The organism is Kocuria sp. CPCC 204721 (genome assembly GCF_040980945.1).
Lineage (GTDB): Bacteria > Actinomycetota > Actinomycetes > Actinomycetales > Micrococcaceae > Kocuria > Kocuria marina.
In genome coordinates, this window is record NZ_JAVKPO010000005.1 from 20261 (window position 1) to 46307 (window position 26047).

Annotated in this window: 24 protein-coding genes; 17 read left to right on the top strand and 7 right to left on the bottom strand. The window is 70.0% G+C overall.

Translation table 11 applies throughout. From position 1 onward, the window contains the following. Positions 1–155: 155 nt before the first annotated feature. The 9 genes from RF637_RS06485 to RF637_RS06525 all read left to right on the top strand — a co-directional run bounded on the left by RF637_RS06485 (position 156) and on the right by RF637_RS06525 (position 13134). A complete protein-coding gene (locus tag RF637_RS06485; RefSeq protein WP_368844422.1) occupies positions 156–1430 on the top strand; it encodes an Nramp family divalent metal transporter in 1275 nt (424 codons plus the stop codon). Positions 1431–1512: 82 nt separating this feature from the next. After that, positions 1513–2304, top strand: coding sequence for a DeoR/GlpR family DNA-binding transcription regulator (locus RF637_RS06490; protein WP_290656969.1), 792 nt, complete (start codon positions 1513–1515; stop codon positions 2302–2304). After that, positions 2301–3347, top strand: a complete 1047-nt coding sequence (locus RF637_RS06495; RefSeq protein WP_368844423.1) for a 1-phosphofructokinase family hexose kinase — start codon at positions 2301–2303, stop codon at positions 3345–3347. The genes RF637_RS06490 and RF637_RS06495 overlap by 4 nt, the downstream gene beginning before the upstream one ends. Positions 3348–3381: 34 nt before the next feature. Beyond that, positions 3382–5595, top strand: a complete 2214-nt coding sequence (locus RF637_RS06500; protein WP_368844424.1) for a fructose-specific PTS transporter subunit EIIC — start codon at positions 3382–3384, stop codon at positions 5593–5595. Between the two features lie 6 nt (positions 5596–5601). Beyond that, positions 5602–7335, top strand: a complete 1734-nt coding sequence (gene ptsP / locus RF637_RS06505; RefSeq protein WP_368844425.1) for a phosphoenolpyruvate--protein phosphotransferase — start codon at positions 5602–5604, stop codon at positions 7333–7335. Between the two features lie 47 nt (positions 7336–7382). Beyond that, positions 7383–7664: an HPr family phosphocarrier protein gene (locus RF637_RS06510; protein WP_035963817.1), complete on the top strand. Its 282-nt coding sequence runs from the start codon at positions 7383–7385 to the stop codon at positions 7662–7664. Between the two features lie 126 nt (positions 7665–7790). After that, the gene (locus tag RF637_RS06515; RefSeq protein ID WP_368844426.1) at positions 7791–9698 is read left to right on the top strand and encodes an FMN-binding glutamate synthase family protein; all 1908 of its coding nucleotides are present in this window, start codon (positions 7791–7793) and stop codon (positions 9696–9698) included. 87 nt (positions 9699–9785) lie between these two features. After that, positions 9786–10868, top strand: coding sequence for a peptidoglycan bridge formation glycyltransferase FemA/FemB family protein (locus tag RF637_RS06520; protein ID WP_035963815.1), 1083 nt, complete (start codon positions 9786–9788; stop codon positions 10866–10868). Positions 10869–11022: 154 nt separating this feature from the next. After that, a complete protein-coding gene (locus RF637_RS06525) occupies positions 11023–13134 on the top strand; it encodes a threonine/serine exporter family protein (RefSeq protein WP_368844427.1) in 2112 nt (703 codons plus the stop codon). A 4-nt stretch (positions 13135–13138) separates the two neighbouring features. Here the strand turns inward: RF637_RS06525 and RF637_RS06530 are convergent, their stop codons facing one another. Both RF637_RS06530 and RF637_RS06535 read right to left on the bottom strand, forming a co-directional pair. Then, positions 13139–13990: a siderophore-interacting protein gene (locus tag RF637_RS06530; protein WP_368844428.1), complete on the bottom strand. Its 852-nt coding sequence runs from the start codon at positions 13988–13990 to the stop codon at positions 13139–13141. Positions 13991–14009: 19 nt separating this feature from the next. Further along, positions 14010–14693, bottom strand: coding sequence for a uracil-DNA glycosylase (locus tag RF637_RS06535; RefSeq protein WP_206051961.1), 684 nt, complete (start codon positions 14691–14693; stop codon positions 14010–14012). Between the two features lie 59 nt (positions 14694–14752). Here RF637_RS06535 and RF637_RS06540 point away from each other — a divergent pair, with 59 nt between their 5' ends. From RF637_RS06540 to RF637_RS06555, 4 genes are all read left to right on the top strand, one after another. Continuing rightward, positions 14753–14977: a DUF3263 domain-containing protein gene (locus RF637_RS06540; RefSeq protein WP_035963809.1), complete on the top strand. Its 225-nt coding sequence runs from the start codon at positions 14753–14755 to the stop codon at positions 14975–14977. A gap of 151 nt (positions 14978–15128) precedes the next feature. Continuing rightward, positions 15129–15455, top strand: coding sequence for a hypothetical protein (locus tag RF637_RS06545; RefSeq protein WP_240505689.1), 327 nt, complete (start codon positions 15129–15131; stop codon positions 15453–15455). A gap of 256 nt (positions 15456–15711) precedes the next feature. Further along, the gene (groL, locus tag RF637_RS06550; RefSeq protein ID WP_064847215.1) at positions 15712–17346 is read left to right on the top strand and encodes a chaperonin GroEL; all 1635 of its coding nucleotides are present in this window, start codon (positions 15712–15714) and stop codon (positions 17344–17346) included. Positions 17347–17585: 239 nt separating this feature from the next. Then, the gene (locus RF637_RS06555) at positions 17586–18572 is read left to right on the top strand and encodes an RNase H family protein (RefSeq protein ID WP_368844429.1); all 987 of its coding nucleotides are present in this window, start codon (positions 17586–17588) and stop codon (positions 18570–18572) included. 8 nt (positions 18573–18580) lie between these two features. Here RF637_RS06555 and RF637_RS06560 read toward each other — a convergent pair whose 3' ends face one another. From RF637_RS06560 to RF637_RS06575, 4 genes are all read right to left on the bottom strand, one after another. Then, positions 18581–18871: a WXG100 family type VII secretion target gene (locus RF637_RS06560; protein ID WP_064847213.1), complete on the bottom strand. Its 291-nt coding sequence runs from the start codon at positions 18869–18871 to the stop codon at positions 18581–18583. A gap of 106 nt (positions 18872–18977) precedes the next feature. Continuing rightward, positions 18978–20450, bottom strand: a complete 1473-nt coding sequence (locus RF637_RS06565) for a HAMP domain-containing sensor histidine kinase (protein WP_183085815.1) — start codon at positions 20448–20450, stop codon at positions 18978–18980. Positions 20451–20454: 4 nt separating this feature from the next. Continuing rightward, complete coding sequence (locus tag RF637_RS06570) at positions 20455–21168, bottom strand: response regulator transcription factor (RefSeq protein ID WP_035963961.1); 714 nt, start codon at positions 21166–21168, stop codon at positions 20455–20457. Positions 21169–21252: 84 nt separating this feature from the next. Further along, positions 21253–21510 carry a hypothetical protein gene (locus RF637_RS06575; RefSeq protein WP_085107046.1) on the bottom strand — a complete coding sequence of 86 codons (258 nt, stop codon included), beginning with the start codon at positions 21508–21510 and terminating at the stop codon, positions 21253–21255. A gap of 149 nt (positions 21511–21659) precedes the next feature. Here RF637_RS06575 and RF637_RS06580 point away from each other — a divergent pair, with 149 nt between their 5' ends. From RF637_RS06580 to RF637_RS06590, 3 genes are read left to right on the top strand one after another with little or no spacing between them, the layout of a single operon-like run. Beyond that, a complete protein-coding gene (locus RF637_RS06580; RefSeq protein WP_368844430.1) occupies positions 21660–22043 on the top strand; it encodes a cold-shock protein in 384 nt (127 codons plus the stop codon). Beyond that, positions 22036–22596 carry a DUF3027 domain-containing protein gene (locus RF637_RS06585; protein WP_368844431.1) on the top strand — a complete coding sequence of 187 codons (561 nt, stop codon included), beginning with the start codon at positions 22036–22038 and terminating at the stop codon, positions 22594–22596. The genes RF637_RS06580 and RF637_RS06585 overlap by 8 nt, the downstream gene beginning before the upstream one ends. 53 nt (positions 22597–22649) lie before the next feature. Continuing rightward, the gene (locus RF637_RS06590; protein WP_144931173.1) at positions 22650–23897 is read left to right on the top strand and encodes an MFS transporter; all 1248 of its coding nucleotides are present in this window, start codon (positions 22650–22652) and stop codon (positions 23895–23897) included. Positions 23898–23903: 6 nt separating this feature from the next. Here the strand turns inward: RF637_RS06590 and serC are convergent, their stop codons facing one another. Further along, a complete protein-coding gene (serC, locus tag RF637_RS06595; protein WP_368844498.1) occupies positions 23904–25022 on the bottom strand; it encodes a phosphoserine transaminase in 1119 nt (372 codons plus the stop codon). A 206-nt stretch (positions 25023–25228) separates the two neighbouring features. Here serC and RF637_RS06600 point away from each other — a divergent pair, with 206 nt between their 5' ends. Continuing rightward, the gene (locus RF637_RS06600; RefSeq protein WP_144931175.1) at positions 25229–25939 is read left to right on the top strand and encodes a metal-dependent transcriptional regulator; all 711 of its coding nucleotides are present in this window, start codon (positions 25229–25231) and stop codon (positions 25937–25939) included. The last annotated feature ends 108 nt before the right edge of the window (positions 25940–26047 follow it).

A 26047-nucleotide genomic window follows, 5' to 3' on the forward strand; every position in this document is an offset into this window, starting at 1 on the left:
AGCCGAATACGCGCCCAATATACGCGCGGGCCGGGACACGCTGAACGGACCGGGGCACCCCGGGCTATCCGGGCGTCACGCGCTAAAGTTTCGGTGCACCGAAACTTGCCGTGCCACACGGTGCGCGGGACGGTGGACATGAGCAGGAGGCCACCATGACGTCGGGCAATCCAGCGCCGCAGGACGCGACCGGTGCGGGGGGTACGACGGCGCGGGCGTCGTCGCACGGGACCATCGCCGCACTCGGGCCGGCGTTCGTGGCCGCGATCGCGTACGTGGACCCCGGTAACGTGGCCGCGAACGTGAGCGCGGGTGCGGGGCATGGCTACCTGCTCGTATGGGTGCTCGTGCTCGCCAACCTCATGGCCATGATCATCCAGTACCTCTCCGCCAAGCTCGGGATCGTGACGGGGCTGTCCCTGCCGCAGGTCCTAGGCGGTTCGCTGCCGCCCGGTACCCGGGTGCTCTACTGGGCCCAGGCCCAGCTCATGGCGATCGCCACGGACGTCGCCGAGGTGATCGGCGGGGCGCTCGCATTGTGGTTGCTGTTCGGCATCCCGTTGCCCCTGGGCGGGGTGATCGTGGCCGCGCTGTCCATGCTCGTGCTCGCGCTCCAGAACCACCGCGGTCAGCGCGTGTTCGAGACCGTGATCCTGGGGATGCTCGGGATCATCACGGTGGGGTTTCTCGGGGGACTCGTGGTGGGCCCGCCCGATCCGCGGGGTGTGCTCGACGGTCTGGTACCGCGGCTGGAGGGCTTCGAGTCCCTGGTGATCGCGGCGGGGATGCTGGGTGCCACCGTGATGCCCCACGCGATCTACATCCACTCCGCACTGAGTCGGGACCGTCACGGCATGGGTCACGCCCCCGAGCGCGTCTCCCAACTCCTACGCGCGACCCGCGTGGACGTGGTGCTGGCACTCGTGGTGGCCGGTGCGGTGAACATAGGGATGCTCCTGCTCGCGGCCAGGAACCTCTACGGCATGGAGGGCACGGACACGATCGAGGGTGCGCAGCACGCGATCTCCGACGCGCTCGGGCCCACCGTGGGGGTCGTCTTCTCCCTGGGATTGCTGGCCTCCGGGCTCGCCTCCACCGCAGTGGGTGCCTACGCGGGGGACGTGGTTACGGCGGGTCTGTTGCGGTGGCGCATCCCGCTGCTCGCGCGGCGGCTGATCACGGTGATCCCCGCCGTCGTGATCCTGGCGCTCGGCGCGGAACCCACTGCAGCCTTGGTCGGGAGTCAAGTGGTGCTGAGCTTCGGGATCGCGTTCGCGCTCATCCCCCTGGTGCGCGCCACGGGCAGGGCCTCCCTCATGGGCCGCTTCCGCAACGGCCCGGTGCTCGCGGCCATCGGGTGGGTGAGCGCCGCGATCGTGGTGGTGCTGAACGTGGTCCTGCTCGTCATGAGCATGGGAAATGTGGGTTAGGGGCTAGCAAAACCACATAAACAGACATAAGCTCACATCACTCAGGGGTTTCACCGCCGACACCCCGGTCCGTGAGGTGAAGATGTTCGCTGCAGAACGCCACGAGGAGATCACACGCACCGTGAGCCACGAGCGCCGTGTCAACGGTGCGGAACTGGCGAAACGGTTCGGTGTGACCATGGAGACGATCCGCCGGGATCTCGCCGTGCTCGAGTCCCAGGGGAACCTGCGCCGTGTGCACGGCGGTGCCGTGTCCGTGGACCAGTCCACGAGCGGGGAACAGGGGATGGACTCCCGAGCGCGCCTCGCGGCCGATGAGAAACGGGCCATCGCCCGCAAGGCCCTCGAGGTACTCGAACATGCCGAGGCCGGTGCCGTGGTCCTGGATGCCGGCACCACGGTCGAGGCGCTCGCGGACCTGTTGCTGGCCCGGGACAACCACCTGCCCGGCGGGCAGGAACAGCTGATCATTACCCACGCCCTGCACATCGCGGCGAAACTCGCGGACGCCGAGGGTGTGGGGCTCGAGCTCGTGGGTGGGCGGATCCGCAAACTCACGTGGGCGGCCACCGGCTCGCGGCCCGCCCAGCACTACGACCAGTTGCGCCCGGACCTCGCGTTCGTGGGCTGCAACGGCGCTCACGCCTCCTTCGGGCTGTCCACCCCGGACCCCATCGAGGCCGTGGTCAAGGCGACGATCGTGCAGGCCGCGCGCCGCGTCGTCGTCCTGTGCGACGCGAGCAAGCAGGACCAGGAGACCCTCACGCGCTTCTGCTCGCTCGAACAGATCGACACCTTCATCACCGACCGCGCTCCCGTGGGGGAGCTGGCCCAAGCCCTCGAAGACGCCGACGTGGAAGTGGTTCTCGCATGATCATCACCGTGACCCTCAACCCCTCCGTGGACCGCACCGTGGACCTGCCCGGCCCGCTGGCCCGCGGTCGCGTGCAGCGCGCGAGCGACACCCGCCAGGACCCCGGGGGCAAGGGTGTGAACATCTCGCGCGCGCTGGCCGCGAGCGGTGTGGAGACTGTGGCCGTGGTCCCGGGGGACGGCACCGATCCGCTGTTCACCGCGCTCGACGCCGCGGGGGTGCGCTACGACAGCGTGTCCATCGGTGCGCCCGTGCGATCCAACATCACCGTGACCGAACCGGACGGGACCACGACCAAGATCAACGAGCCCGGCCCCCCGCTGGACGAGCACACCGTGGACCGGATCGTAGAACGGATCGTCTCCCGCGGCGCGGGTGCGCAGTGGCTCGTGTTCGCGGGGTCCGTGCCGCCCGGGCCCGCCCCGGACATCTACGCCGTGCTGGCCGCCCGCGTGAGCGGCGCGCTCGGTGCGGCCGCGCCGTCGTTCGCGCTGGACACCTCCGGGGACGTGCTGCGCGCGGCTCTCGCCCCGGGTGTCACCGTACTGCCGGACGTGATCAAACCCAACGGCCACGAACTCGCGGAGCTGCTGGGCCGCGCCGACGGCGATGCGCTCGAGGCCGATCCGCGCGCCGCAGCGGATGCCGGGCGGGAGCTCGTGGCCCGCGGCGTGGGGGCCGTGCTGTGCACTCTGGGCGGCAACGGTGCCGTGCTCGTGACGCCCGAGGGCGCGTGGCACGCCGTGCACGAACCCGTCACGGTGCGCTCGACCGTGGGCGCCGGCGACAGCGCCCTGACCGGGTACCTCGTGGCCGCCCAGCGCGGGGAGGCGCCGGCCGAACGCCTGCGCCGGGCCGTGGCCCACGGCTCCGCCGCCGCCGCCCTGCCCGGGACGCAGATGCCCACGGTCGCGCAGACCACGCCCGACGCCGTGCGGGTCACGCAGCTGACGTCCGCACGGCAAGGCGCCGCGACACCGGACGTCCCGACGCCGAACCCACCGACCCCGGCCGCGCCCCGCGAGACGCAGCCCCGGACCTGATCCACCCACCGCCCCGTAGCCAAGGAGCACCGACATGTCAGATCTGATCAATCCCGGCCTGGTCCTGTTGGACCGGGACCTGGGCGAGTCCACGGAGAGTGTGATCCGTGCGCTCGCGGCCACCGTCCACCGGGAGGGCCGCGCGAGCACCGCGGCTTCCCTCGCCGCGGACGCCCTGGCCCGGGAGGCCAAGAACGCCACCGGGATCCCGGGCGGGATCGGCATCCCGCACTGCCGCTCCGAGGCCGTCACGCAGGCCACCCTGGTCATGGCGCGGCTCGCCCCCGCCGTGGACTTCGGGGCCAAGGACGGACCGGCGGACATCGTCTTCTTCATCGCCGCACCGGCCGGCGCGGACCAGGAGCACCTCAAGCTGCTGTCCAAGCTCGCACGTTCCCTCATGAAGAAGCCCTTCGTGGCGTCCCTGCGCGCAGCGCAGTCGCCGGAGGAGGTCGTGGACATCGTGGACACGGCCCTCGGTCTCGCTCCGCAGCCGGACGACGCCGCTGCGGCACCCACCGCGGCGACCGGAACCGCGGCCACGGGATCCTCCGCCGCGACCGGTGCCGACGGGTCCGCTGCCACGGGAACCGGCGGTGCCGCTGCCGGCGCAGCCGTAGCTGGTGCGAGCGGTGCGACCGCGGCGTCGAACGCCGGGACGCAGGCACCCACCGGAACGCACGCGCCGCTGACCGAATCCGCGACGTCGACGGCGCCCGATGACGCGGGCGCCCGGGGTCCGCGCAGGCTCGTGGCCGTCACGGCGTGCCCCACCGGCATCGCCCACACCTACATGGCCGCGGACGCCCTGGCCAACACCGCCCAGGAGATGGGAGTGGACCTGCAGGTCGAGACCCAGGGCTCCTCGGGCGCCACGCGTCTGGACCCGGCCGTGATCGGTCAGGCGGAGGCCGTGATCTTCGCGACCGACGTGGACGTGCGGGAGCGCTCGCGGTTCGCGGGTCTGCCGTACATCGCGTCCGCGGTCAAGCGCGGGATCGACGAACCCCGCGAGATGATCCAGGAGGCCCTCGAGGCCGCGGACGATCCCCAGGCGCCCAAGGTCACGGGCGACGGCGGTGAGATCTCCGCCGCCGTGACCGGCAGCGAGGGGTGGGGCACGCGGATCCGCAAGGCCGTGATGACGGGTGTCAGCTACATGATCCCGTTCGTGGCCGCGGGCGGTCTGCTCATGGCGATCGCGTTCATGATCGCGGACCCGGTGCTCGTGGCCCAGCAGGCCGACGACATCCTGGCCACCACCACCCTGGGCAACCTGGGGGACGTGTCCCTGGCCATGTACCTGGGTGCCGTGCTGTTCAAGACCGGCAACCTGGCGATCAGCCTGTTGGTCCCCGCGCTCGCGGGCTACATCGCCTACGGGCTCGCGGACCGTCCGGGCATCGCCCCCGGCTTCGCGGCCGGTCTCGTGGCCAACTTCATGGGCGCCGGGTTCATCGGCGGCATCGTGGGCGGTCTGCTGGCCGGCATCTGCGCGTACTGGCTGACGCTGCCCCGACTGCCCCGCTGGCTCGGATCACTCATGCCCGTGGTCATCATCCCGCTGCTCGCCACGCTGTTCGCCGGCGGGTTGCTGTTCCTGCTGATCGGCGGGCCCATCGCCGCGTTCATGACGTGGCTCACGAGCCTGCTCGCCGGGATGAGCGGTGCCTCGGCCGTGACCCTGGGTGCCGTGCTTGGTCTGATGATGTGCTCGGACCTGGGCGGTCCTATCAACAAGGTGGCCTATTCCTTCGCCGTGGCCGGACTGGGTGCCGCGACCGTGACCAACACGGCGCCGCAGGAGATCATGGCCACCGTGATCGCCGCGGGCATGGTGCCCCCGCTCGGGATGGCGCTCGCCTCCACCGTGCTGGGCCGCAAGTACTTCAGCGCCGCGGAGCGTGAGAACGGCAAGACCTCGTGGCTGCTCGGCGCGTCCTTCATCTCCGAGGGTGCCATCCCGTTCGCCGCGGCCGATCCGCTGCGCGTGATCCCCGCCTCCATGGCCGGTGGCGTGATCACCGGTGCCCTGACGATGGCGTGGGGCGTGACCTCGGCTGCCCCGCACGGTGGGATCTGGATCCTGCCGGTCGTGGACGGACGCTGGGGCTTCGTGGCCGCCATCCTGGCGGGCACCGTGGTCACCGCCGTGCTGGTCACCCTCTTCAAGCGCATTGGCAACGTGAAGAAGCACGTGGGCGAGGTCCCCGGGGTTCCGCAGACACAACAAACCGTGGAAGTGTGAGACATTATGACTGACAACGACGTGACCGGTGCCGCACAGCAGCGCGTGGAACTGCGCGGTGTGGGGGTCAGCCCCGGGCGTGTGATCGCCCCCGTGGTGCACATGGCACCCGCCGTGAGCGAGCCGCCCGAGGGTGAGCCGCTCACCGGGGACGCCGAGGCCGCGATCGACCGCCTCAAGGCAGCGGCGCTCGAGGTCAAGGCCGAGCTCAAGGAAAGGGCCGCTCGGGCGCGCTCGGAATCCGCGGCGGAGGTACTCAAGGCCACGTCCCTCATGGCGGGGGACAAGGCCCTGATCAAGAACGCGGGCAAGCTCGTGACCGATCAGCAGCTCAGCCCCGAGCGGGCGCTGTGGCAGGCTGCCACGGCGTACGCGGACCAGATGCGGGCCATGGGCGGCTACATGGCCGAACGTGCCGCGGACATCGAGGACGTCCGCGCGCGCATCGTCGCCCGACTGCGCGGGGAAGACGCCCCGGGTGTGCCCCAGCGCAAGGAGCCGTTCGTGCTCGCGGCCGAGGACCTCGCACCGGCGGACACCGCGGTGCTGGATCCGGACGTCGTCGTGGCGCTGGTGACCGCCTCCGGCGGACCCCAGTCCCACACGGCGATCCTCGCGCGCAACCTCGGGCTGCCGGCCGCCGTGGCCGTCGAGGGGATCCTCGAGGTCCCCGCGGGGACGCCCGTGTTCGTGGACGGTGCCGAGGGCGCCGTCGTCGCGGCACCGACAGAGCACGAACGCGAGGCAGTGACCGCGTGGCAGCGCGCGGCCGCGCAACTCGCGTCCTTCGACGGCCGGGGCGCGCTCGCGGACGGCACCGAGGTCCCGCTGCTTGCCAACGTGGGCACCGGCGACGACGCCCGCGCGGCCGCCGAGGCCGGCGCCGAGGGCGTGGGGTTGTTGCGCACCGAGTTCTGCTTCCTGGGCCGGGACAGCGAACCCACCGTGGCCGAACAGACCCAGGCGTACGCCGAGATCTTCGCGGCGTTCGAGGGCAAGAAGGTGGTCGTGCGTACGCTCGACGCCGGGGCGGACAAGCCCCTGCCCTTCCTCACGGACACCACCGAGCCCAATCCCGCGCTCGGTGTGCGCGGCTACCGCACCGACTGGACCACCCCGGGCGTGCTGCAGCGCCAGCTCGAGGCGATCGCGGCGGCGGCCCGGGAGACCGGTGCGCACGTGTGGGTCATGGCACCCATGATCGCCACCGCGGAGGAGGCCGCCCGGTTCCACGAACTCGCGAGCGCCGAGGGGCTGCAGGTCACCGGCGTCATGGTCGAGACACCCGCCGCGGCCATCACCGCCGAGCAGATCCTCGAGCGCGTGGACTTCGTGTCGCTCGGGACCAACGACCTCACCCAGTACACGATGGCCGCGGACCGCATGCTGGGTGCACTCGCCGAGTTGAACTCCCCGTGGCAACCAGCCGTGCTGCGCATGATCGAGCGCACCGCGGCGGGTGCGCGAGCGGCGTCTGACGCGTCCGGTGAACACAAGAACGTGGGCGTGTGCGGCGAGGCCGCCGCGGACCCCGCGCTCGCCGTGGTGCTCGTGGGGCTCGGGGTGGACACCCTGTCCATGAGCGCGCGCTCGCTCGCCGCCGTCGCCGCCGTGCTCGCCCGCGTGGACACCGCCCAGGCCGAGCGGCTGGCCGCACTCGCCGTGTCCGCCACGAGCGCGCGCGAGGCCAAGGAAGCCGTGCGGGCACAGTTGCCCGTGCTGCACGAACTGGGGCTGTGACCCCGCCCGAACCAGCGTCACCCGAACCGACCCAGCAAGGAGCTGACATGTCAGAACGCATTGCCACCGTGGCCTCCCGTGTGGGGCTGCACGCCCGGCCCGCCGCGATCTTCGCGGAGGCCGCCGGCGAGTACGAGAACCTGGAGATCACCATCCGCGCCGAGGGCGAGGACGCCGAGGAGGGCATGGACGCGTCCTCTGTGCTGTCCCTGATGTCCCTGGGCGCGGCCCACGGGGACAAGGTGGTCCTCGCGGCCGACGGCGACGGCGCCGAGGAAGCCCTCGAGCACCTCGCCTCGATCATCGAGACGGACCTCGACGCCGAGTGATCCTCACCACCGCCGACGCCGGGCGCCCCTGTGTGGGCACCCGGCGTCGGTGCTTTCCCGGGGGGGGTGATCGTCGCATTCCGGTGACCGGGGTCGGGGCCCAGGGCGAGGAGTACGGTGAATCGCATGGTGCGGTTTCTCATTCTGACCGGTCTGGTCGTGGCCACGATTGCCACGGTTCTCGCAGCGGTCTTCGGTCCCTGGGGATGGTGGATCCTCGCAGTCATCCTCTTCCTGCTGTTGCTCGTGGGCATCCGCGATGCGACGCAGCGCAGGCACTCGATCCTGCGCAACTTCCCCGTGCTCGGGCACGCGCGGTTCTTCATGGAGAAGATCCGCCCCGAGATCCAGCAGTACTTCATCGAGCGCAACTACGACGGCAAGCCGTTCAACCGTGACCAGCGCTCGCTCGTGTACTCGCGGGCCAAGGGCTTCAAGGGCGATAAGGCCTTCGGCACCGAGCTCAACGTGAACGAACCGGGCTACGAGTACTTCGTCCAGTCCGTGGCGCCCAAGGCGGCCCCGGAGAGCGAGCACCGCGTGCGCCTGGGCGGGCCGGACTGCAAGCAGCCGTACGACGCCTCGCTGCTGAACATCTCCTCCATGAGCTTCGGCTCCCTGTCCAAGAACGCCGTGCTCGCCATGAACAAGGGCGCGGCCATGGGCGGGTTCGCGCAGGAGACCGGTGAGGGCGGGCTGACCAAGTACCACCTCGCCCACGACGCCGACATCATGTGGGAGTTCGGTTCCGGGTACTTCGGCACGCGTGACGAGAACGGCAACTTCGACCCGGAGGCCTTCCGCAAGAAGTCCAACCTGCCGCAGGTCAAGGCCATCAACATCAAGCTCTCCCAGGGCGCCAAGCCGGGCCTGGGCGGCGTGCTGCCGGGCTCCAAGGTGACCGAGGAGATCGCGGAGGCGCGCATGGTCCCCGTGGGCCAGACCTGCATCTCCCCGGCCAGCCACTCGGCGTTCACCACGCCGCGCGGTCTGATCCAGTTCGTGGCCCACCTGCGGGAACTGTCCAACGGCAAGCCGATCGGCTTCAAGCTGTGCGTGGGCTCGCGCGTGGAGTTCCTGGCCATCTGCAAGGCCATGATCGAGGAGAAGGTCACCCCGGACTTCATCATCGTGGACGGTTCCGAGGGCGGCACCGGTGCCGCACCGCTCGAGTACCAGGACCACGTGGGCACCCCGCTCGTGGAGGGTCTGATCCTGGTGCACAACGCGCTCGTGGGTGCGGGACTGCGGGACCGGATCAAGATCGGCGCCGCCGGCAAGATCACCTCGGGCCACGACATCGTGCGCCACATCATCCAGGGTGCTGACTTCTGCATGAGCGCGCGCGCCATGATGATGGCCGTGGGCTGCATCCAGGCCCAGGCGTGCCACACCAACAAGTGCCCCGTGGGCGTGACCACGCAGAACCCCAAGCTCTACAAGGCCCTCGACATCGAGGACAAGGGTGACCGCGTGGAGCGTTACCACCGCCTGACCGTGGAGGAAGCGGGCCAGATCATCTCCACCATGGGCTGCGAGCACCCCGAGGAGCTCACGCGTCAGATGCTGCGCCGCAAGGTCACGGCCACCCAGAGCATCTCGTACGAGACCCTCTACCGCTGGCTCACGCCGGGCGAGCTGTTCGAGGGCGTCGAAGGCGGTTGGGGTGAGGACTGGGATTACGCCGATCCGGACAAGTTCACCCCGGGTCACCCGGGCAAGTACGTGTTCAAGGGCCGCAGCCCGCTGGAACCCGGCGACGTCATGCCGGCGGACGATCGCGAGCCGGCGCTGTCCGGTGCCCCCGGCGGCGAGCGCGGTACCGAGTCCGCCACGCCGCGCACGAGCGGGCCATCTGCGGGGCAGGCCTCCGAGGCGAACCCCGGGCAGCCCACCGCGGGCACGAGCCGGCGTCCCGAGGGGCAGCCTGGCAACGCGGCCGGTGCCCAGCACACGACGAGCGACCCGTCCCCGGACTCCGATCACGTGGACCCCTCCGACGACTCACGCACCCGCAACCCCGGGCTCGCCTGAGCCCGAGGGATACCATGTGAGGCGGTGCCGCGACAGCGCGGCACCGCCTCACGTCGTCAGTGCCCCCTGTACAGGATTGAGAGAGCCTTGCGAGAATTCACGGCACGTTTTGCCACCGATCAGGAAATCGCCGAGTGGGACTCCCACGTCACGGCCAACCCCTCGGGCGGCAACCTGTTGCAGTCGGAGGCGTTCGCGCTGGTCAAGAAGGACCACGGGTGGAAGCCGCAGTACGTGGTGTACGAACCCACGGACGGTTCGCAGCCCAGTTACAACCTGGTGCTCGAGAAGTCCGTGCCCGCCCTGGGCAGGCTGTGGTACATGATCAAGGGCCCGGACGTGGCGAGCGTGGACGACATCCCCGGCATCGTGGCGGCCAACGAGCGCTTCGTGGCGGGTCCCGCGCGCGGCGTGTTCGCGATCAAGTACGAACCCGAGATCGTGGCCTCCGACTACGCCGCGGGCGTGATGGCGCGCAGCGGACTCGTGAAGTCCTTCGAGATTCAGCCCAACGACTCCACCGCCGTGCTGGACACGGACATGGACGAGAAGGCCCTGCTCAAGTCCCTGCACTCGCGGGGTCGCAACGCGGTGCGCCGTGCGACCCGCGAGGGCTGCGAGGTTGACCAGGTCCCGCTCACGGAGGAGAACATGCGCGCGATGTACGCGCTCATGGATTCCGTGGGTCAGGGTCACGCCAAGGTGACCCTGCGTTCCTACGAGTACTACCGGGCGTTCTGGAACAATTTCGCCGATCGCGGTCAGGGCCGGCTCTACTTCACGTACGAGGACGGCAAGCCCTCGGTGGGTGCCTACGTGATCTCCTACGGGCGCAAGGGCACCTACAAGGACGGCGGCTCCAAGCCGCGGCGCAAGCAGTACGGGGACTCGCACCTCGTGCAGTGGAGCGCCATCACGGACCTGAAGCAGGACCACGAGATCACCCAGTACGACTTCTGCGGGACCCCGCCCTCCGACCAGCTCAAGAACAAGGAGCACCCCTACTACGGTCTGGGGTTGTTCAAGACGAGCTTCACCAAGACTGTCGTGGATTACGTGGGCGTTTGGGATCAGCCACTCAGCCGCGCGAAATACGCTGTGTGGAACAACGTGGCGGAGAAGGTACAGCGCCAGTTGTGGGTGCGCCGCACGGGTCAGCCCTTCTACTGACCGGCGGCCGCGGCCCCTCCACCCGGCCCCCGCTCGCCCGCAGGCGAGGACGTGGGCGAGCACGGGCGCGCGAGCGGATGCGTGTGGGCCGCACCCCAGCACACAGGAGTCGAACAGTGCCTGCGGCGGCAGGGAAGGGTGATCCCACGTGAGCGTGAGCGAGCAATTGACGCGTCTGGCGCACCAGGGCTACCCGTCCTCGGGTGAGAGCACGGGCCCGCACGCGGTGGACGGTGAACCGTTCGGTCCCGCCGGGGACACCGCGCTGCGCGACGCCGTGCAGCACACGAGTCCGCGGCGTCGTACGCGTTACGCACCGCGCCCCACCGAGGAACAGGCCGCCCGGGCGGAACTGCGTAGCGCGCCCGTGCACACCGACACCCGGACGACGTCGCAGCTGCGGGTCCCCGGCGTCCGTCCCCGCAGCGCCGGGCACGGTCCCGCGACCGGCACCGGAACGCCGCAGGTCTCCTCCCTGCCCGTCCTCACACCGGGCCAGATCGCCGCCGACCGCGCGGGCCAGGGGCACCGGGCGGCGGTTCCCGCGGCATTGACCGAACCCATCAGCAGCCCGTCCCGGCGTGGCACCGCCCCCGCGAGCTCACCCGTGGAGCGCCCGGAAACCGTGGTGCACGAGCCAGCGCCCGCGACCACCGCGATCTCGCGGGGCGTGTACCCGGCAACCCGGGTCAAACCGTCGCGGGCACCCAAGGCACTGTTGCGCTCCCTCGTGCAGGGGGACGCCGCGCCCACCGCGCCCATGCGTGTGGTGGACCGGCTCACCGCCACACCGTTCCAGCACCTGCGCAAGTTCGGGGACAGCACGGACCGCCAGGCCCGGCGCACCCTCAACTTCGCGCTGCGCCTGGCCGAGACCATGTTCCACTACGGCGCGGACGCGCTGGACGTGGAGAACGCGATCATCGCGGTGTGCGCCACGTACGGGGTGGAGAACCTGGACGTGGACATCACCAACCAGTCGGTGACCATCAACTACGTCGCGGAGACCACGGCCACGGGCAAACTCACCGCCGCCGGCGAGGCCCCGCGGCGGGTCACCGAGGACACCGGTTCCTCCGCCCACCCCGCGACCGCCCTGGCGGGCACACCCGGGACCACGGGGGAGCAGCGCGGGAGCTCCGCGCCGCGCACCGGCCAGGACCCGTGGGGCGATTCTTCGACCTCGAGCCACACCGTGATGCGCGTGGTGCGTTCATGGACCGACAACTACTCGGGTCTCGCGGACTCCCATCAGCTCGTGACCCGGATCATCGAGGGCAACACGCCCCTGCGGGACGCCGAACGGGAGCTCGCCCGGATCAACGCCCGGCCCAAGCCCTACCCCAAGTGGGTCGTGTGGCTCGCCACGGTGATCGCGGCGGGGACCATCACGCTGGCGATCGGCGGCAGCCCGGCCGGTGCGCTCGTGGCCGTGGTCTCCTCCGTGGTGGTGCAGTCCGTCACGGCGAAACTGGGGGCGTGGCGGATCCCGGAGTTCTTCTCCCTCGCGGCCAACGCCCTGGTGGTCACGCTCGGTGCCCTGTTGATCTCGGCGGTGGGGGTCGAGGTGTCCCCGCCCAGGGTCATCGCCGGTGGAATCATCATGCTGTTGCCCACCACCCGCATGGTCTCCACGATGCAGGACGCGATCAACGGTTTCCCCGTGACCGCGGCCGGACGACTACTGTCCACCGCCATGGCGTTCCTGGGGATCGTGGCCGGGATCGCCCTGGGGATCACCTTGTCCGCGCACCTGGGGGTCCCACGGATTGACGTTTCCCAGTCCGGGTTCACACCCGCGGCAGCCATGACCAACACGCTGTTCATGCTGATCTCCACCGCTCTGATCGCGATCACTATGCAGGCGAAGCCGCGTCACCTGCTGCCCGCCGTGGCCGCGGCCCTCGTGGGCCTCGGTTTTTACCACGGCATCGGCAGCTTCGATCCCAGCACACGATTGGCCACGGGCGTGGGGGCTGTGGCGAGCGGTTGCGTGGCCGCGCTGCTCGCGGCGAGGGCCAAGATCCCGCAGGCGATCCTCGCGATCCCCGCGATGACCTACCTGCTGCCCGGGTTGAGCCTGTTCCGCGGAATGTACGCGATCACCGTGGAGAACGAGACCACGGGGGACGGCATCACGGGACTCGTCAACGCCATGGTGTCCATCGTGCTGCTCGCGGCGGGCGTAGTGCTCGCCAAGTACCTCATGCGCCCGTTCATCGAGCGGATGCAGTACCTCTCCCAGCGGCGCAACCGCCGCCGCTGACCGGTCAGAGGATCTTGCCCACGGGCAGCTTCTTCTCCGCCTGGAACGTCTCCTCGGCCCGCCCGGCCGCCCAGTACCCGGACAGGGATACCTGCGAACGCTCGAGCCCGCGGACGTCGAGCAGTTCCTTCCGGGCAGCCTTCATGGCCTCGCGCTCGCCGTGCACGAACGCCTGCACCCCCGCGGTGTCCTCGGGCCACGCGGCGTTCGCGAGTCCCGTCACGAGGGCGCGCTCACCGTCCCGCTGAGCGGCGCGGTGCACCCAGCGCACCCGGACGCCCTCGGGGATCGCGAGGTCGGTGAGGTCGAGTTCGTGGGAGGCGTCCTCGACCTCGAGGACGGCTTCTCCGCGCGCCGAGGCGGGCAGCGCCTCGAGGTTCGCGAGCACGGCGGGGACGGCGGCGTCGTCGCCAGCGAAGACGCTCCACGCGGCGGCCGGATCCGGGAGCCACTTGCCGCCCGGGCCGAGCGCCACGATCCGGTCGCCGGGGGACGCGGCATCCGCCCACGGCCCCGCATAGCCTTCGGTGCCGTGCAGGGCGACGTCGATCCATACGGTCTCGGCGTCGGGTTCCGTGTGGCGCAGGGTCATGTGCCGCGTGACGGGCTGGTCCTGGGGTGCGGCGCTTTCGCGCGCGGCCCAGTAGTCGGGGAACGCGCCGGGCGCGGTCGCCGCGAGCGTGGCTGCGGAGAAGAAGACGAGCTTGACGTACTTCTCCGGCGCCTCCATGTCCTGGAACTGCTCGGCGTTCTCGATCCTGCACACCACGCGCACCATGCCCGGGGAGAGCTGAATCCGGTCCGTAACCGTGAGGTTGAGCTGGGGTTTGCGGGGTCGCGCCGGAGTTTGTGCCATGCGTCCAGCGTAGGTGTTGCTACGCGGGCAGTTCCCACGAGACGGGCTGGGCGCCCTGTTGTTGCAGCAGCTCGTTGGCGCGGGAGAACGGGCGGGAACCGAAGAACCCCCGGGATGCGGACAACGGGGACGGGTGCACCGATTCCACGGTGGGCGCCCCACCCAGCCAGTCCTTGGTGCCGCGGGCGTCGCGACCCCACAAGATACCGACGAGCGGTTGCTCGCGCGCCCCGAGCGCGCGGATCGCGCACTCCGTGACCGCTTCCCAGCCCTTGCCCCGGTGGGACGCGGGGGAGCCCGCGCGCACCGTGAGGACCCTGTTGAGCAGCATGACGCCCTGCTCGGCCCACGAGGACAGGTCCCCGTGCGCGGGCGGCGTGATCCCCAGATCGGAGTGCAGTTCCTTGTAGATGTTCTGCAGGGACCGCGGGATCGGGCGCACGTCCGGGGCCACCGAGAACGAGAGGCCCATCGCGTGGCCCGGGGTGGGGTAGGGGTCCTGGCCCACGATCAACACCTTGACCGCGGACATCGGCTCGCGCAGCGCGCGGAAGATGTGGTCCCCAGCGGGCAGGGTGTGGTGGCCCTCGGCGTGTTCGGCGCGCAGGAACTCGCCCACGGCCCGAATCTGCGGCTCCACGGGTTGCAAGGCACGGGCCCACTCCTCGTTCATGATCTCGTGCAACGGGGGCGGGGTGTTCACGGTGCGACCTCCAGGGCGTGCGGCCTCCGGGTGCCGCCCGGAGCGTTAGGGTTGAGCCCATGTCTACCACGGGCGACGGCCTCGACGAGCTCGACCGGGCCATCCTGGACCTGGAGTCCGAGCACTGGAAGTACCGCGGCGCCAAGGAGTCCGCGATCCGCTCCCGCCTGGGGTTGAGCCCCGTGCACTACTATCAACGGCTCAACGCCCTGATCTCCTCAGAGGCCGCCGCGCGCCACGCCCCCATGCTGATCTCCCGGTTGCGCCGCGCGCGCAATCGCTGAGTGGGTCCCCGGGTGCGCGTGGGATAGTGGGCAGCGCACCGCGGACCCCTGACCGCCGCGGGTCCGGCAGGCGGGGCGCACGCCGTCCCACGGTCCCGGCACCCGCGGGTCGGCGCCCCCGATCCCGCCGTTCGTTGAGGAGAGCCACAGCATGAGCGAGTACCCCCGTGACGAGTTCGACGACGTCCCCGAGGACGGCGCCCGGCAGGGTGCCCACCGGGGCCATAACCCGAACGCCCGAGCGGGGTCCCGGGGCAAGTTCCTGGCGATCCTCGTGACCGGTGTGCTCGCCCTCGTCCTGGGGGCGGTGGCCTTCGTGAACGCCCCGCGCACGGCCCAGGAAGCGCTCGCCCTCCCCGCCGCAGCCGTTGCGGTGTCCGCGGACGACGACGCCGCGGCCGGTGCCTCCGCGGTGGGTGCCGTGGCGCTCGGGACGGCCGCGAGCGACGTCGTGCCCGGAGCCCCCGCGGCCGCCTGAGCCGCCCGTTCAGCCGGGGACGAAACCTGAGTCCACTGGACGCAGGGCGTTTGCGGTTCCGGCATGACGAGTGCCACTATGGGATTAGCACTCAGTCGCGTGGACTGCTAACCGGGTCCGGTGGTGGTCGCGCGGCGGACGAGTGACATCACGGTGAGGTGGTTGCGGCGCGGTGAGGATCGCGGCGCGGCACCGTCCGTCGCGGGCATCGTGATGACAAGTCTTGTTTGTCAACCGTCCAGGAGGGACGAAACACATGGCAAAGATGATCGCATTCGACGAAGAAGCCCGCCGCGGCCTCGAGCGGGGCCTGAACACCCTCGCGGACGCCGTCAAGGTCACCCTCGGCCCGCGCGGACGCAACGTGGTCCTCGAGAAGTCCTGGGGCGCCCCCACGATCACCAACGACGGCGTGTCCATCGCCAAGGAGATCGAGCTCGAGGAGCCGTACGAGAAGATCGGCGCCGAGCTCGTCAAGGAGGTCGCCAAGAAGACCGACGACGTCGCCGGTGACGGCACCACCACAGCCACGGTGTTGGCCCAGGCCCTCGTGAAGGAGGGCCTGCGCAACGTGGCCGCCGGTGCGGACCCGCTGTCCCTCAAGCGTGGCATCGAGAAGGCCGTGGCCGCCGTGACCGAGCAGCTGCTGTCCTCCGCCAAGGAGATCGAGACCGAGGAGGAGATCGCCGCGACCGCGTCCATCTCCGCCGCGGACCCGGAGATCGGCAAGCTCATCGCCGAGGCCATGGAGAAGGTCGGCAAGGAAGGTGTCATCACCGTCGAGGAGTCCAACACCTTCGGGCTGGACCTCGAGCTGACCGAGGGTATGCGCTTCGACAAGGGCTACCTCTCCGGTTACTTCGTGACCGACGCCGACCGTCAGGAAGCCGTCCTCGAGGACCCCTACATCCTGATCGTCAACTCCAAGATCTCCGCCGTGAAGGACCTGGTCCCCGTACTCGAGAAGATCATGCAGGCCGGCAAGCCGCTGCTGATCATCGCCGAGGACGTGGACGGCGAAGCGCTCGCCATGCTCGTGCTGAACAAGATGCGCGGTGCCGTGAAGTCCGTGGCCGTCAAGGCTCCCGGTTTCGGTGACCGCCGCAAGGCGCAGCTTGCGGACATCGCGATCCTCACCGGCGGCCAGGTCATCACCGAAGAGGTGGGCCTGTCGCTCGAGTCCGCCACGATCGACCTGCTGGGCCAGGCCCGCAAGGTCGTGGTGACCAAGGACGAGACCACCATCGTGGACGGCGCCGGTACGCAGGAGGAGATCGAGGGTCGCGTGGCCCAGATCCGCGCGGAGATCAACAACTCCGACTCCGACTACGACCGCGAGAAGCTGCAAGAGCGCCTGGCCAAGCTGGCCGGCGGAGTGGCCGTCCTCAAGGCGGGTGCCGCCACCGAGGTCGAGCTCAAGGAGCGCAAGCACCGCATCGAGGATGCCGTGCGCAACGCCAAGGCCGCCGTGGAGGAGGGCATCGTCGCCGGTGGTGGCGTGGCCCTGATCCAGGCCGGTGCCAAGGTCTTCGAGTCCCTCGGGCTGTCCGGGGACGAGGCGACCGGTGCCAACATCGTCAAGGTCGCGATCGACGCGCCGCTCAAGCAGATCGCGCTGAACGCCGGTCTCGAGCCGGGCGTGGTTGTGGACAAGGTGCGCGGGCTCGAGACCGGTTGGGGCCTCAACGCCGCCACCGGCGAGTACGAGGACCTCATGGCCGCGGGCATCAACGACCCCGTTAAGGTGACCCGTTCCGCCCTGCAGAACGCGGCGTCCATCGCCGGGCTGTTCCTGACTACCGAAGCCGTGGTCGCGGACAAGCCCGAGCCCGAGGCCGCCGGTGCGGGCGCGGGTGCCGATCCCATGGGTGGCATGGGCGGCATGATGTGATCTCGCTCTTCTGAGTGAGTTCCGCCCGCTACACGGGCGGACATTGCGAGAACCCCGGGGACACGTGCTGTCCCCGGGGTTCTCGCATCTCCGGGAGTGCTCGCGCACCCGGGTGCTCTTCGCGCGCCCGGGTGGTGGCCCCGGGGCGGTCCGCTGAACCGCGGGCCAATGCGGGACCGGGCGATCGCCTGCCAGCGGCGGTGGTTCAACGTGTCGGGAGGTTTTGCGAGGATGAGCGCATGACGATCATCGCTTCCGCGGACGGCTCCGCACTCGGCAACCCCGGACCCGCGGGGTGGGCCTGGTACATCGATCCCACCTCGTGGCGCGCGGGGGGTTGGGCCCACGGGACCAACAACATGGGCGAGCTCACCGCGGTGCTCGATCTGCTCCGCTCCACCCGGCACCGCGCGGACGAACCGCTGCGGGTGCTGTGCGACAGCCAGTACGTGATCAACTCGGTCACCAAGTGGATGCCGGGCTGGAAGAAGAAGGGCTGGAAGAAGCGCGACGGCAAACCCGTGCTCAACGTGGAGATCATGAAGGCGCTGGACCGCGAGCTCTCCGGTCGGGACGTCAGCTTCGAGTGGGTCAAGGGGCACGCGGGTCACGAGCTCAACGAGGCCGCGGACGAGCGCGCCCGCGCCATGGCCACGGCCTACCAGTCCGGCACCGCGCCGGAGGACATGCCCGCGGGGCCGGGCTTCCGGGACGACGCGGGCCGCGGAATCGAGGCGGGAGACGTGGAACCGGATCTTTTCTCCGCGTGGGCCTCCTCGGAGGACCTCTCGGCGGGTCACGCTGGGTCCACGGACTCCACGGACTCCACGGACTCCACGGACTCCACGGACTCCACGGACTCCCCGGATTCCGGCGGCACCCCCGAGCATCTCATCTCGGACGCGGTCTCGCGTGAGGCCACGGTCCTCGGCCGCGGGAATGCTCCCGGTGGACCGGGGGAGTCCCTGCACCCCGACCTGGTGTGCGTGGACCGGCGAGGTGCCACGGCAGCCCCCGAGTCCGTGCTGAGCATCGTCGAAGCGGCAGGGTGCGAGCCCCGGGAGCTGCGGGTCACGGCCCTGGGCGCGCATGCCTACCACGTGAGCTACCGGCTCGAGGAGACATCCGTCGTGACCCGGCGCAGTTCCGTGTGGGTCCGCGAGGACCAGCACCACGACATGGGCCCATGGCTACTGCGGTACCACCAGGTCACGGCGGAGGTCTGAGCCCGGGCTCACCCGGCGAACATCCGCGCGTTCGCGGCCTCGGTCTCGGCGTACTGGGTGCCCGCGGTCGCGAGCGCCTGGTTGATCTGGGCCACGGCCTGTTCCATCTGGGCCTGCGCGGAGCGCCAGGAGTGGAAGGCCTCCTGGAAGCTGGCCGAGGCGGTGCCGGTCCACGAGGCCTGGAGATCGGCGAGCGTGGCGCTCATGCCGTTGACCTCGGAGCTGAGCCGTTCGATGTGCCCGTGGGCCTGCTGAGACTTGGCGGCAATGGTGTCACTGTCCACGACGAAGTGGGCCATGGTGTTTCCTCCCTGGAGCGGATGCGGTGGCCGGTGGGTTGCCGGGCCCGATCCACGCTAGGCAGCTCGTGCCGCGCAACGCCTCGGAGAGGGAGGGGATGGGGACTCAGGCGTCCTCGGAGTCCTCGTCCACAGGTTTCGTGTGGGGGATCCGCACGGTGAAGGTCGCCCCGCCGCCGTCGGTCTCCTCGAGTTTCACCGCGCCGTCGTGCTGGGCGATGATCGCGGCCACGATGGACAGGCCCAGCCCCGTGCCGCCGGTCTCGCGGGTGCGGGAGGAATCCGCGCGGTAGAAGCGTTCGAAGACGCGCTCGGCGTCCTCCCGGTCGATACCGGGCCCGTGGTCGCGCACCTGCAGTACGGAGGTGAACCCGCCGTCCACGGCACTCTCCAGACCCACCGCAAGTTCGAGCGGCGATCCCGCGGGGGTGTAGCGCAGGGCGTTGGTGATCAGATTGGCCACGACCTGGCGCAGCTTGGACTCGTCCCCGTGCACCCACGCGGCCTCGGGCTGGGAGTCGTGCAGCCCCACGACCCGCACCGTGCGGTCCGGTGCCGTGGCGTGGGCGTCGGACGCGGCGTCGTAGGCCAGGTGCAAGAGGTCCACTGGCCGCGTGGTGGCGACCCTGCGTTCGTCCAACCGGGCCAGGGTCAGCAGGTCCTCCACGAGCTGGGTCATCCGCTTGGACTCGGACTCGATGCGTTCCATGGCCTTGCCCACGTCCTCGGGCGTTTGCAACGCGCCGTGGCGGTACAGCTCCGAGTACCCGCGGATCGACACCAGGGGGGTGCGCAGCTCGTGGGAGGCGTCCGCCACGAACCGCCGCAGTTTGATCTCGGAGCGGGTGCGGGCGTCGAACGCGTCCTCGATGTGGCCGAGCATCGCGTTGAGCGAGCCCGAGAGCTGTCCGATCTCGGTCTGGGGGTTGTAACCCTCCATGCGCTGGGAGAGGTCCCCCTCCGCGATCCGGGCGGCCGTGGCCTCGACCTGCCGCAACGGTTGGAACGCCCGGGTGACCATGACCCAGCCCACGGTCATGGCCGCGAGCAGGGTGGCCAGGCCGAAGCTGAACGTCAGCAACCCCACGCCGGAGATGATCGCGTTGGTGCGGTCCAGGGGTTCGGCCACGACCACGGACATGTCGAACGCCGTGAGTTTGGTGGGCACCACCCGCCACTTGCGCTCGGGGACGCCCACGGATCCCACGGTCTCCCCCTGGCCGTCGTGGGCCATGACGTAGTCCAGGGTCATCCCGCTCAGATCTGGACTCGAGCTGTCCGGGGACGTGCCGGTACCGCTGCGAGCGCTCGCCACCACGTTGCCGTTCTGATCCAGCAGGTACCCCGAATTGGGCACCGGTGTGGTCACGTCACCCTGCAGCGCTCCGGTGAGCACCGGGGCCACGGTGTTCACGGACCCGCGCAGTTCCTGGTCCATGCTGGTCACGAGCGAGTCGCGCAGCACGGACACGGCCACGAGCGTGGTCACCGAGATGCTGATGGCCAGCAACAGCCCCGTGAGGGCCATCAGCTGGGAACGCAGGGATGCGGAGCGGAACCGGCGGGTGAGGACGTTCAACGGTTCAGTGGCGCTTGTCCGCCGAGCGCAAGAGGTAACCCACGCCGCGCTTGGTGTGGATCAGGGACGGCTGCTCGGGGTCGTTGTCGATCTTGCGGCGCAGATAGGAGATGTAGGACTCCACGATGGAGGCGTCCCCGTTGAAGTCGTACTCCCACACGTGGTCCAGGATCTGGGCCTTGGACAGCACCCGGTTGGGGTTGAGCATGAGGTAGCGCAGGAGCTTGAACTCGGTGGGGGACAGGTCGATCTCGCGCCCGCCGCGGAAGACCTCGTGGGCGTCGTCGTCCAGGACCAGGTCGTCCACGCGCAGCCGGGAGTCCTCCTCCTCGAGCGGCTGGGTGCGGCGCAGGACGGCGCGGATGCGGGCGACGACCTCGTCCAGGCTGAACGGCTTTGTCACGTAGTCGTCACCGCCCACGGTCAGGCCGGCGACCTTGTCGTCGGTGTCGTCCTTGGCGGTGAGGAACAGGATGGGGAAGTGGCGTCCGGCGGCGCGCAGCTTGCGGGTCACGGAGAATCCGTCGATGTCCGGGAGCATGACGTCCAGCACGGCGAGGTCCGGGTCCTCGGCCTCGGCCTTGAGCAGGGCGTCCCGGCCGTTCGCCGCGGTGACCACTTCGAAGCCCGCGAATCGCAGGGAGGTGGCCAGCAGTTCCAGGATGTTGGGTTCGTCGTCGACGACGAGCAGTTTCGCTTCGGGTGTTTTCGTGTTCACGCCCGTCAGCATCTCCGAGTTTCCTGAATGGATTCTGTTCTCCGGCCGTCCGTTATCTGGAAAGGCGACGCCGCTGCGCGCGCCTCAGCGGGCTGAGCGCCGTCGCGCGCCCCGCAACAGTTCCACGCACATCAGCAGGAAGGCCACGGGGAGGAAGATCGCGGGGAAGACCGTGAACCCGCCCCAGATCACGTGCCCTCCGGCGGCCGCCACGAGCACCGCCACCAGCGACAGCGCGCACATGAACGCGAGGACCAGTGCGACGACGAGCAGGGGGGACATGCCCCGGCGAGGGCTCGGGGAGGTGCGGCCGGATGCGGTGGGAACGGTGGGTTCGGACATGGTCCTCACGGTAGCAAGGACCGGTTACGCGGTGGGTTGAATCCGGGCCCGGGGCGATCATGAGGGGGCTAAACTATTGACTTCGCGAGCCGCCCGCGTTCCCGTCGGTGGCCGCGCAGACACGGCGACGAGAGACTGAGGTGATCCGCGTGCCCACGGGCAAGGTCAAGTGGTTCGACGCAGACAAGGGTTTCGGCTTCCTGGCCACCGACGACGGCCAGGAAGTGTTCCTGCATTCGTCTGCCCTGCCCAAGGGGGTCACCACGGTCAAGCCCGGGACCCGCATGGATTTCGGGATCGCGGACGGCAAGCGCGGTGCGCAGGCCCTGTCCGCGACCTTACTGAGCAAGCCGCAGTCCGTGGCTCGCAACACGCGCAAGCCCCCCGAGGAGATGGCCGTGCTCACCGAGGGCCTCATCCGGTTGTTGGACGGGATGTCCAACGGACTGCGCCGGGGGCGCTACCCGGACCACGTACACGGCAAGAAGATCGCGACCATCCTGCGCACCGTGGCGGATGAGCTCGATGTCTGAGACCACCGCGGAGACCGCTCCGCAGCGACCCGCGGGGCGTACACGCACACCCAAGCAGGACCCGGTGCTTACGGGCGCGGTGGATCTCGCGCGGGAGGCTGTGCTGGCCCCCGTGACGGACGCGTCCTCGGTGGGGGAACACCTCGGTGTCACCGTGCACGAGGACCGGCTGCTGACCCACCTCTTCGACTGTCGCCTGGCTGGCTACCCCGGCTGGGCGTGGTACGCGACCGTGGCCCGGGCCCCGCGCAGCAAGCACGTGACCGTGTGCGAGACCGGCCTCGTGGCGGGTCCTGATTCCCTCCTGGCCCCGGACTGGGTGCCGTGGGAGGAGCGGATGCAGGCGCTGCAGGAGCAGGAGGCGCAGGACGAGCACGACTCCCCGGCGGAGGGGGATGAGCACCCGGGCGACGGGCAGGACTCCGCCGACGCCGAGCACGCCGGTGACGGTGACACCGCACCCGCCGAGGAGACCTCCACCGACGGGGAGACCTCCCGCACCGAGGACGAGTACGCTGCATCGGAAGACGCCGAGGACGGCACAGCATCGTAGGCAGCGGACCTACCGCCCCCGGGACCCCGCCGCCGGCGGTCCCGGAGTCGGGGATGTTCCGGTCCCTGCGCATCCGTAACTACCGTCTGTGGTTCGCGGGTGCGCTCGTGTCCAACGTGGGTACGTGGATGCAGCGCACCGCCCAGTCATGGCTCGTGTTCGATGAACTGACCGATCACGACGCCACGGCCATGGGCGTGGTGATGGCCCTGCAGTTCGTTCCGCAATTGCTGCTCGCCCCCTACGCGGGGGTGCTCGCGGACCGCTACGACCGGCGTCGGATCCTTGTGATCACGCAGGGTGTCATGGCACTGCTGGCCCTGGGGCTGGGCATCCTGTTGCTCCTGGACGTCGCGCAGTTGCCCACCGTGTACGCGTTCGCGCTGGGCCTGGGGATCGTCGCGACGTTCGACGCCCCCGTCCGGCAGACGTTCGTCTCGGAGATGGTCCCGGACACCCACGTGTCCAACGCAGTGGCCCTGAATTCCACATCGTTCAACTCGGCGCGGTTGATCGGTCCCGCGGTCGCCGGTGTGCTGGTCGCCGCCGTGGGCACGGGGTGGGTCTTCATGATCAACACCCTCACGTTCGCCGCGATGATCTGCGCGATCGTGCTGATCGACGCCGCCAAGTTGCGCCCCGCTCCACGCGCGCGGCGGGCACGCGGGCAGATCCGGGAGGGCATCGGCTATGTGCTCCACCGCCCGGACCTCGTGGCGGTCATGAGCACGATCTTCATGATCGGCACGTTCGGGATGAACTTCGCCGTGTTCCTCGCGGCCATGGGCGGTTCCGTGTTCGGGCGCGGCTCCGAGGAGTTTGGCGTCCTCAACTCGATCCTGGCAGTAGGCACCCTGACCGGGGCGTTGCTCTCCGCCCGCCGCGCGCGGGCGCGGTTGCGCTACATCTTCTTAGGCTGCGTGGCCTTCGCGATCACGTGCCTGGGTGCGGCCACCGCCCCCACGCTGTGGGTTTTCGCGCTGTGGCTGATCCCGTGCGGCATCGCGTCGCTCACGATCATGACCACCGCCAACGCCTATGTCCAGACGACCACCGCACCCGCGATGCGCGGGCGCGTGATGAGTCTCTACATGGCCATCTTCATGGGCGGTACGCCGATCGGCGCACCCACCGTGGGGTGGCTGACCGACACGCTCGGGGCGCGGTGGGGCATGGGTGCGGCGGTGCTCGCCGGGGTCGTGGGCGCGCTGATCGGCGCGTGCTTCGCGTGGCGACTGCGCCGGGAACGGCAGCTCGCGACGTCGTCCACGGCGGCGCCGGGGACGACGTCGCGCGGCTGAGTCCGCTCAGTCCAGGCCGTTCGCCACGGTCCAGTCGATGCACTCCAACAGGGCGCGGACGTCCTCCGACGGTACGGAGACGAACGTGGCGATCCGCAACTGGTTGCGCCCGAGCTTGCGGTACGGCTCAACGTCCACCACGCCGTTCGCGCGCAGGACGGCCGCGATCCGGGCGGCGTCCACCGCGTCGTCGAAGTCCACCGTGCACACCACGGGGGAGCGGTGCTCGGCCAGCGTGACGAACGGGGCAGCGACGTCGCTGCGTTGCGCCCAGTCGTAGACGAGCCCCGAGGTCTCGGCCGTGCGGCGGGATGCCCAGTCCAGACCGCCCTGGGCGTTGAGCCAGCCCGCCTGCTCGTTGAGCATCACGAGCCCCGCGAGTGCGGGGGTGTTGTAGGTCTGGTGCTTGCGGGAGTTCTCCACGGCCGTGGCAAGGGACAGCACGTCCGGGATCCAGCGACCGGACGCGGCGATGCCCTCGACCCGCTCGAGCGCGGCGGGGGAGAAGGCGGCGAACCAGATCCCGCCGTCACTGCCGAAGTTCTTCTGCGGGGAGAAGTAGTAGACATCGGTCTCAGAGAGGTCGACCGCCATCCCACCCGCGGCGGACGTCGCGTCGATGACCGTCAGAGCGCCGTCGTCCGCGTGAACGCGCTGTACGGGCATGGCGACGCCGGTGGAGGTCTCGTTCTGGGGCCACGCGTAGACGTCCACCCCGGGCGCCACGCGAGGCCCCTCGGGGCGCGAACCGGCCGGGGCCTCGATGACCACGGAGGATTCGAGGAACGGTGCGCGATCCGTCACGTGCGCGAACTTGGCGCCGAACTCCCCGAAGCTGAGGTGCTCGGCGCGCCGGGACACGAGGCTGAAGGCCGCGCTGTCCCAGAAGGTGCTGGACCCACCGAGACCCAGCACGATCTCGTACCCCTCGGGCAGTGCGAAGAACTCGGCGAGGCGCTCCTGCACCTGCGCTACCAGGTTCTTGACCGGGGCCTGGCGGTGGGACGTACCCAGCAGTGTGCTGCCACCGCGTTCGAGCGCGGCCACCTGCTCGGCCCGCACCCGGGACGGGCCCGCGCCGAAACGGCCATCCGCGGGCAACAGGGACGGGGGGATCACGGGCATGCTGGTCACGAAGGCTCCTCTGGCGGGCGGTCGGGTGTGTCCCCCATTGTGCCCGCCCGGGGAGTCGATGGCGCGTTCGAGACGCCTGCCGCAAGGACACCCACTGGCTATAATTATCCTGAATCATTCAGACTAGGCTGAACGGCAGCCCCCACCGGGGGTCGTTGACCCGCGCGCTGTGGTGCGCAGAAATCTGAGGACGAACCATGAGCGGCGATCTGATCGACACCACCGAAATGTACTTGCGCACGGTGCTGGAGCTGGAGGAAGAGGGGATCACCCCCATGCGAGCCCGCATCGTGGAACGCCTGCACCACTCTGGCCCCACCGTGTCTCAGACCGTCTCCCGCATGGAGCGCGACGGCCTGCTCTCGGTCGCGCCGGACCGCTCCCTGCAACTCACCGAGGCCGGGCGCACCACCGCTGTGTCCGTGATGCGCAAGCACCGGCTCGCCGAACGACTCCTCGCGGATGTGGTGGGCCTGGACATGGCGCACGTCCACGAGGAGGCCTGCCGCTGGGAACACGTGATGAGTGAGCGCGTGGAACAGCGGCTCGTGAACCTCCTGGGGGATCCCGAGAACTCCCCGTACGGCACGCCCATCCCGGGGCGGGGCGAGCACAACGGCACCGGTGCCGCGGCCGAGGTCTTCGACGGCCTCACCCTGCTCGAGGTCGCCGGAGCCCAGGACTCCACGGAGTACGTAGTCCGGCTGCTGCCGGAAGTGGTGCAGGCGGATCAGGAACTCATCGAGATGCTCAGCTCCGCGGGCATCCTCACGGGCTCCAGGGTCACGGCCGAGATCAACCCCGGGAACGAGAATCGGGTCGTGGTGACCCGGGTCGATTCGGGAGTGTCCCTGGACCTGGACTCCGCCACCGCGCGCGCCATTCGGGTGGCCGCCGCCGAGGCCTGATCGCCGCTGCGTCTCTTCGCGGTTGCTTCCAGTGACGTCGGAACGCGACGCGCCGTGATCTTCGAGAAGTTGACCGTGACCTTTCGACTGTGGGGACAATCACGGGTG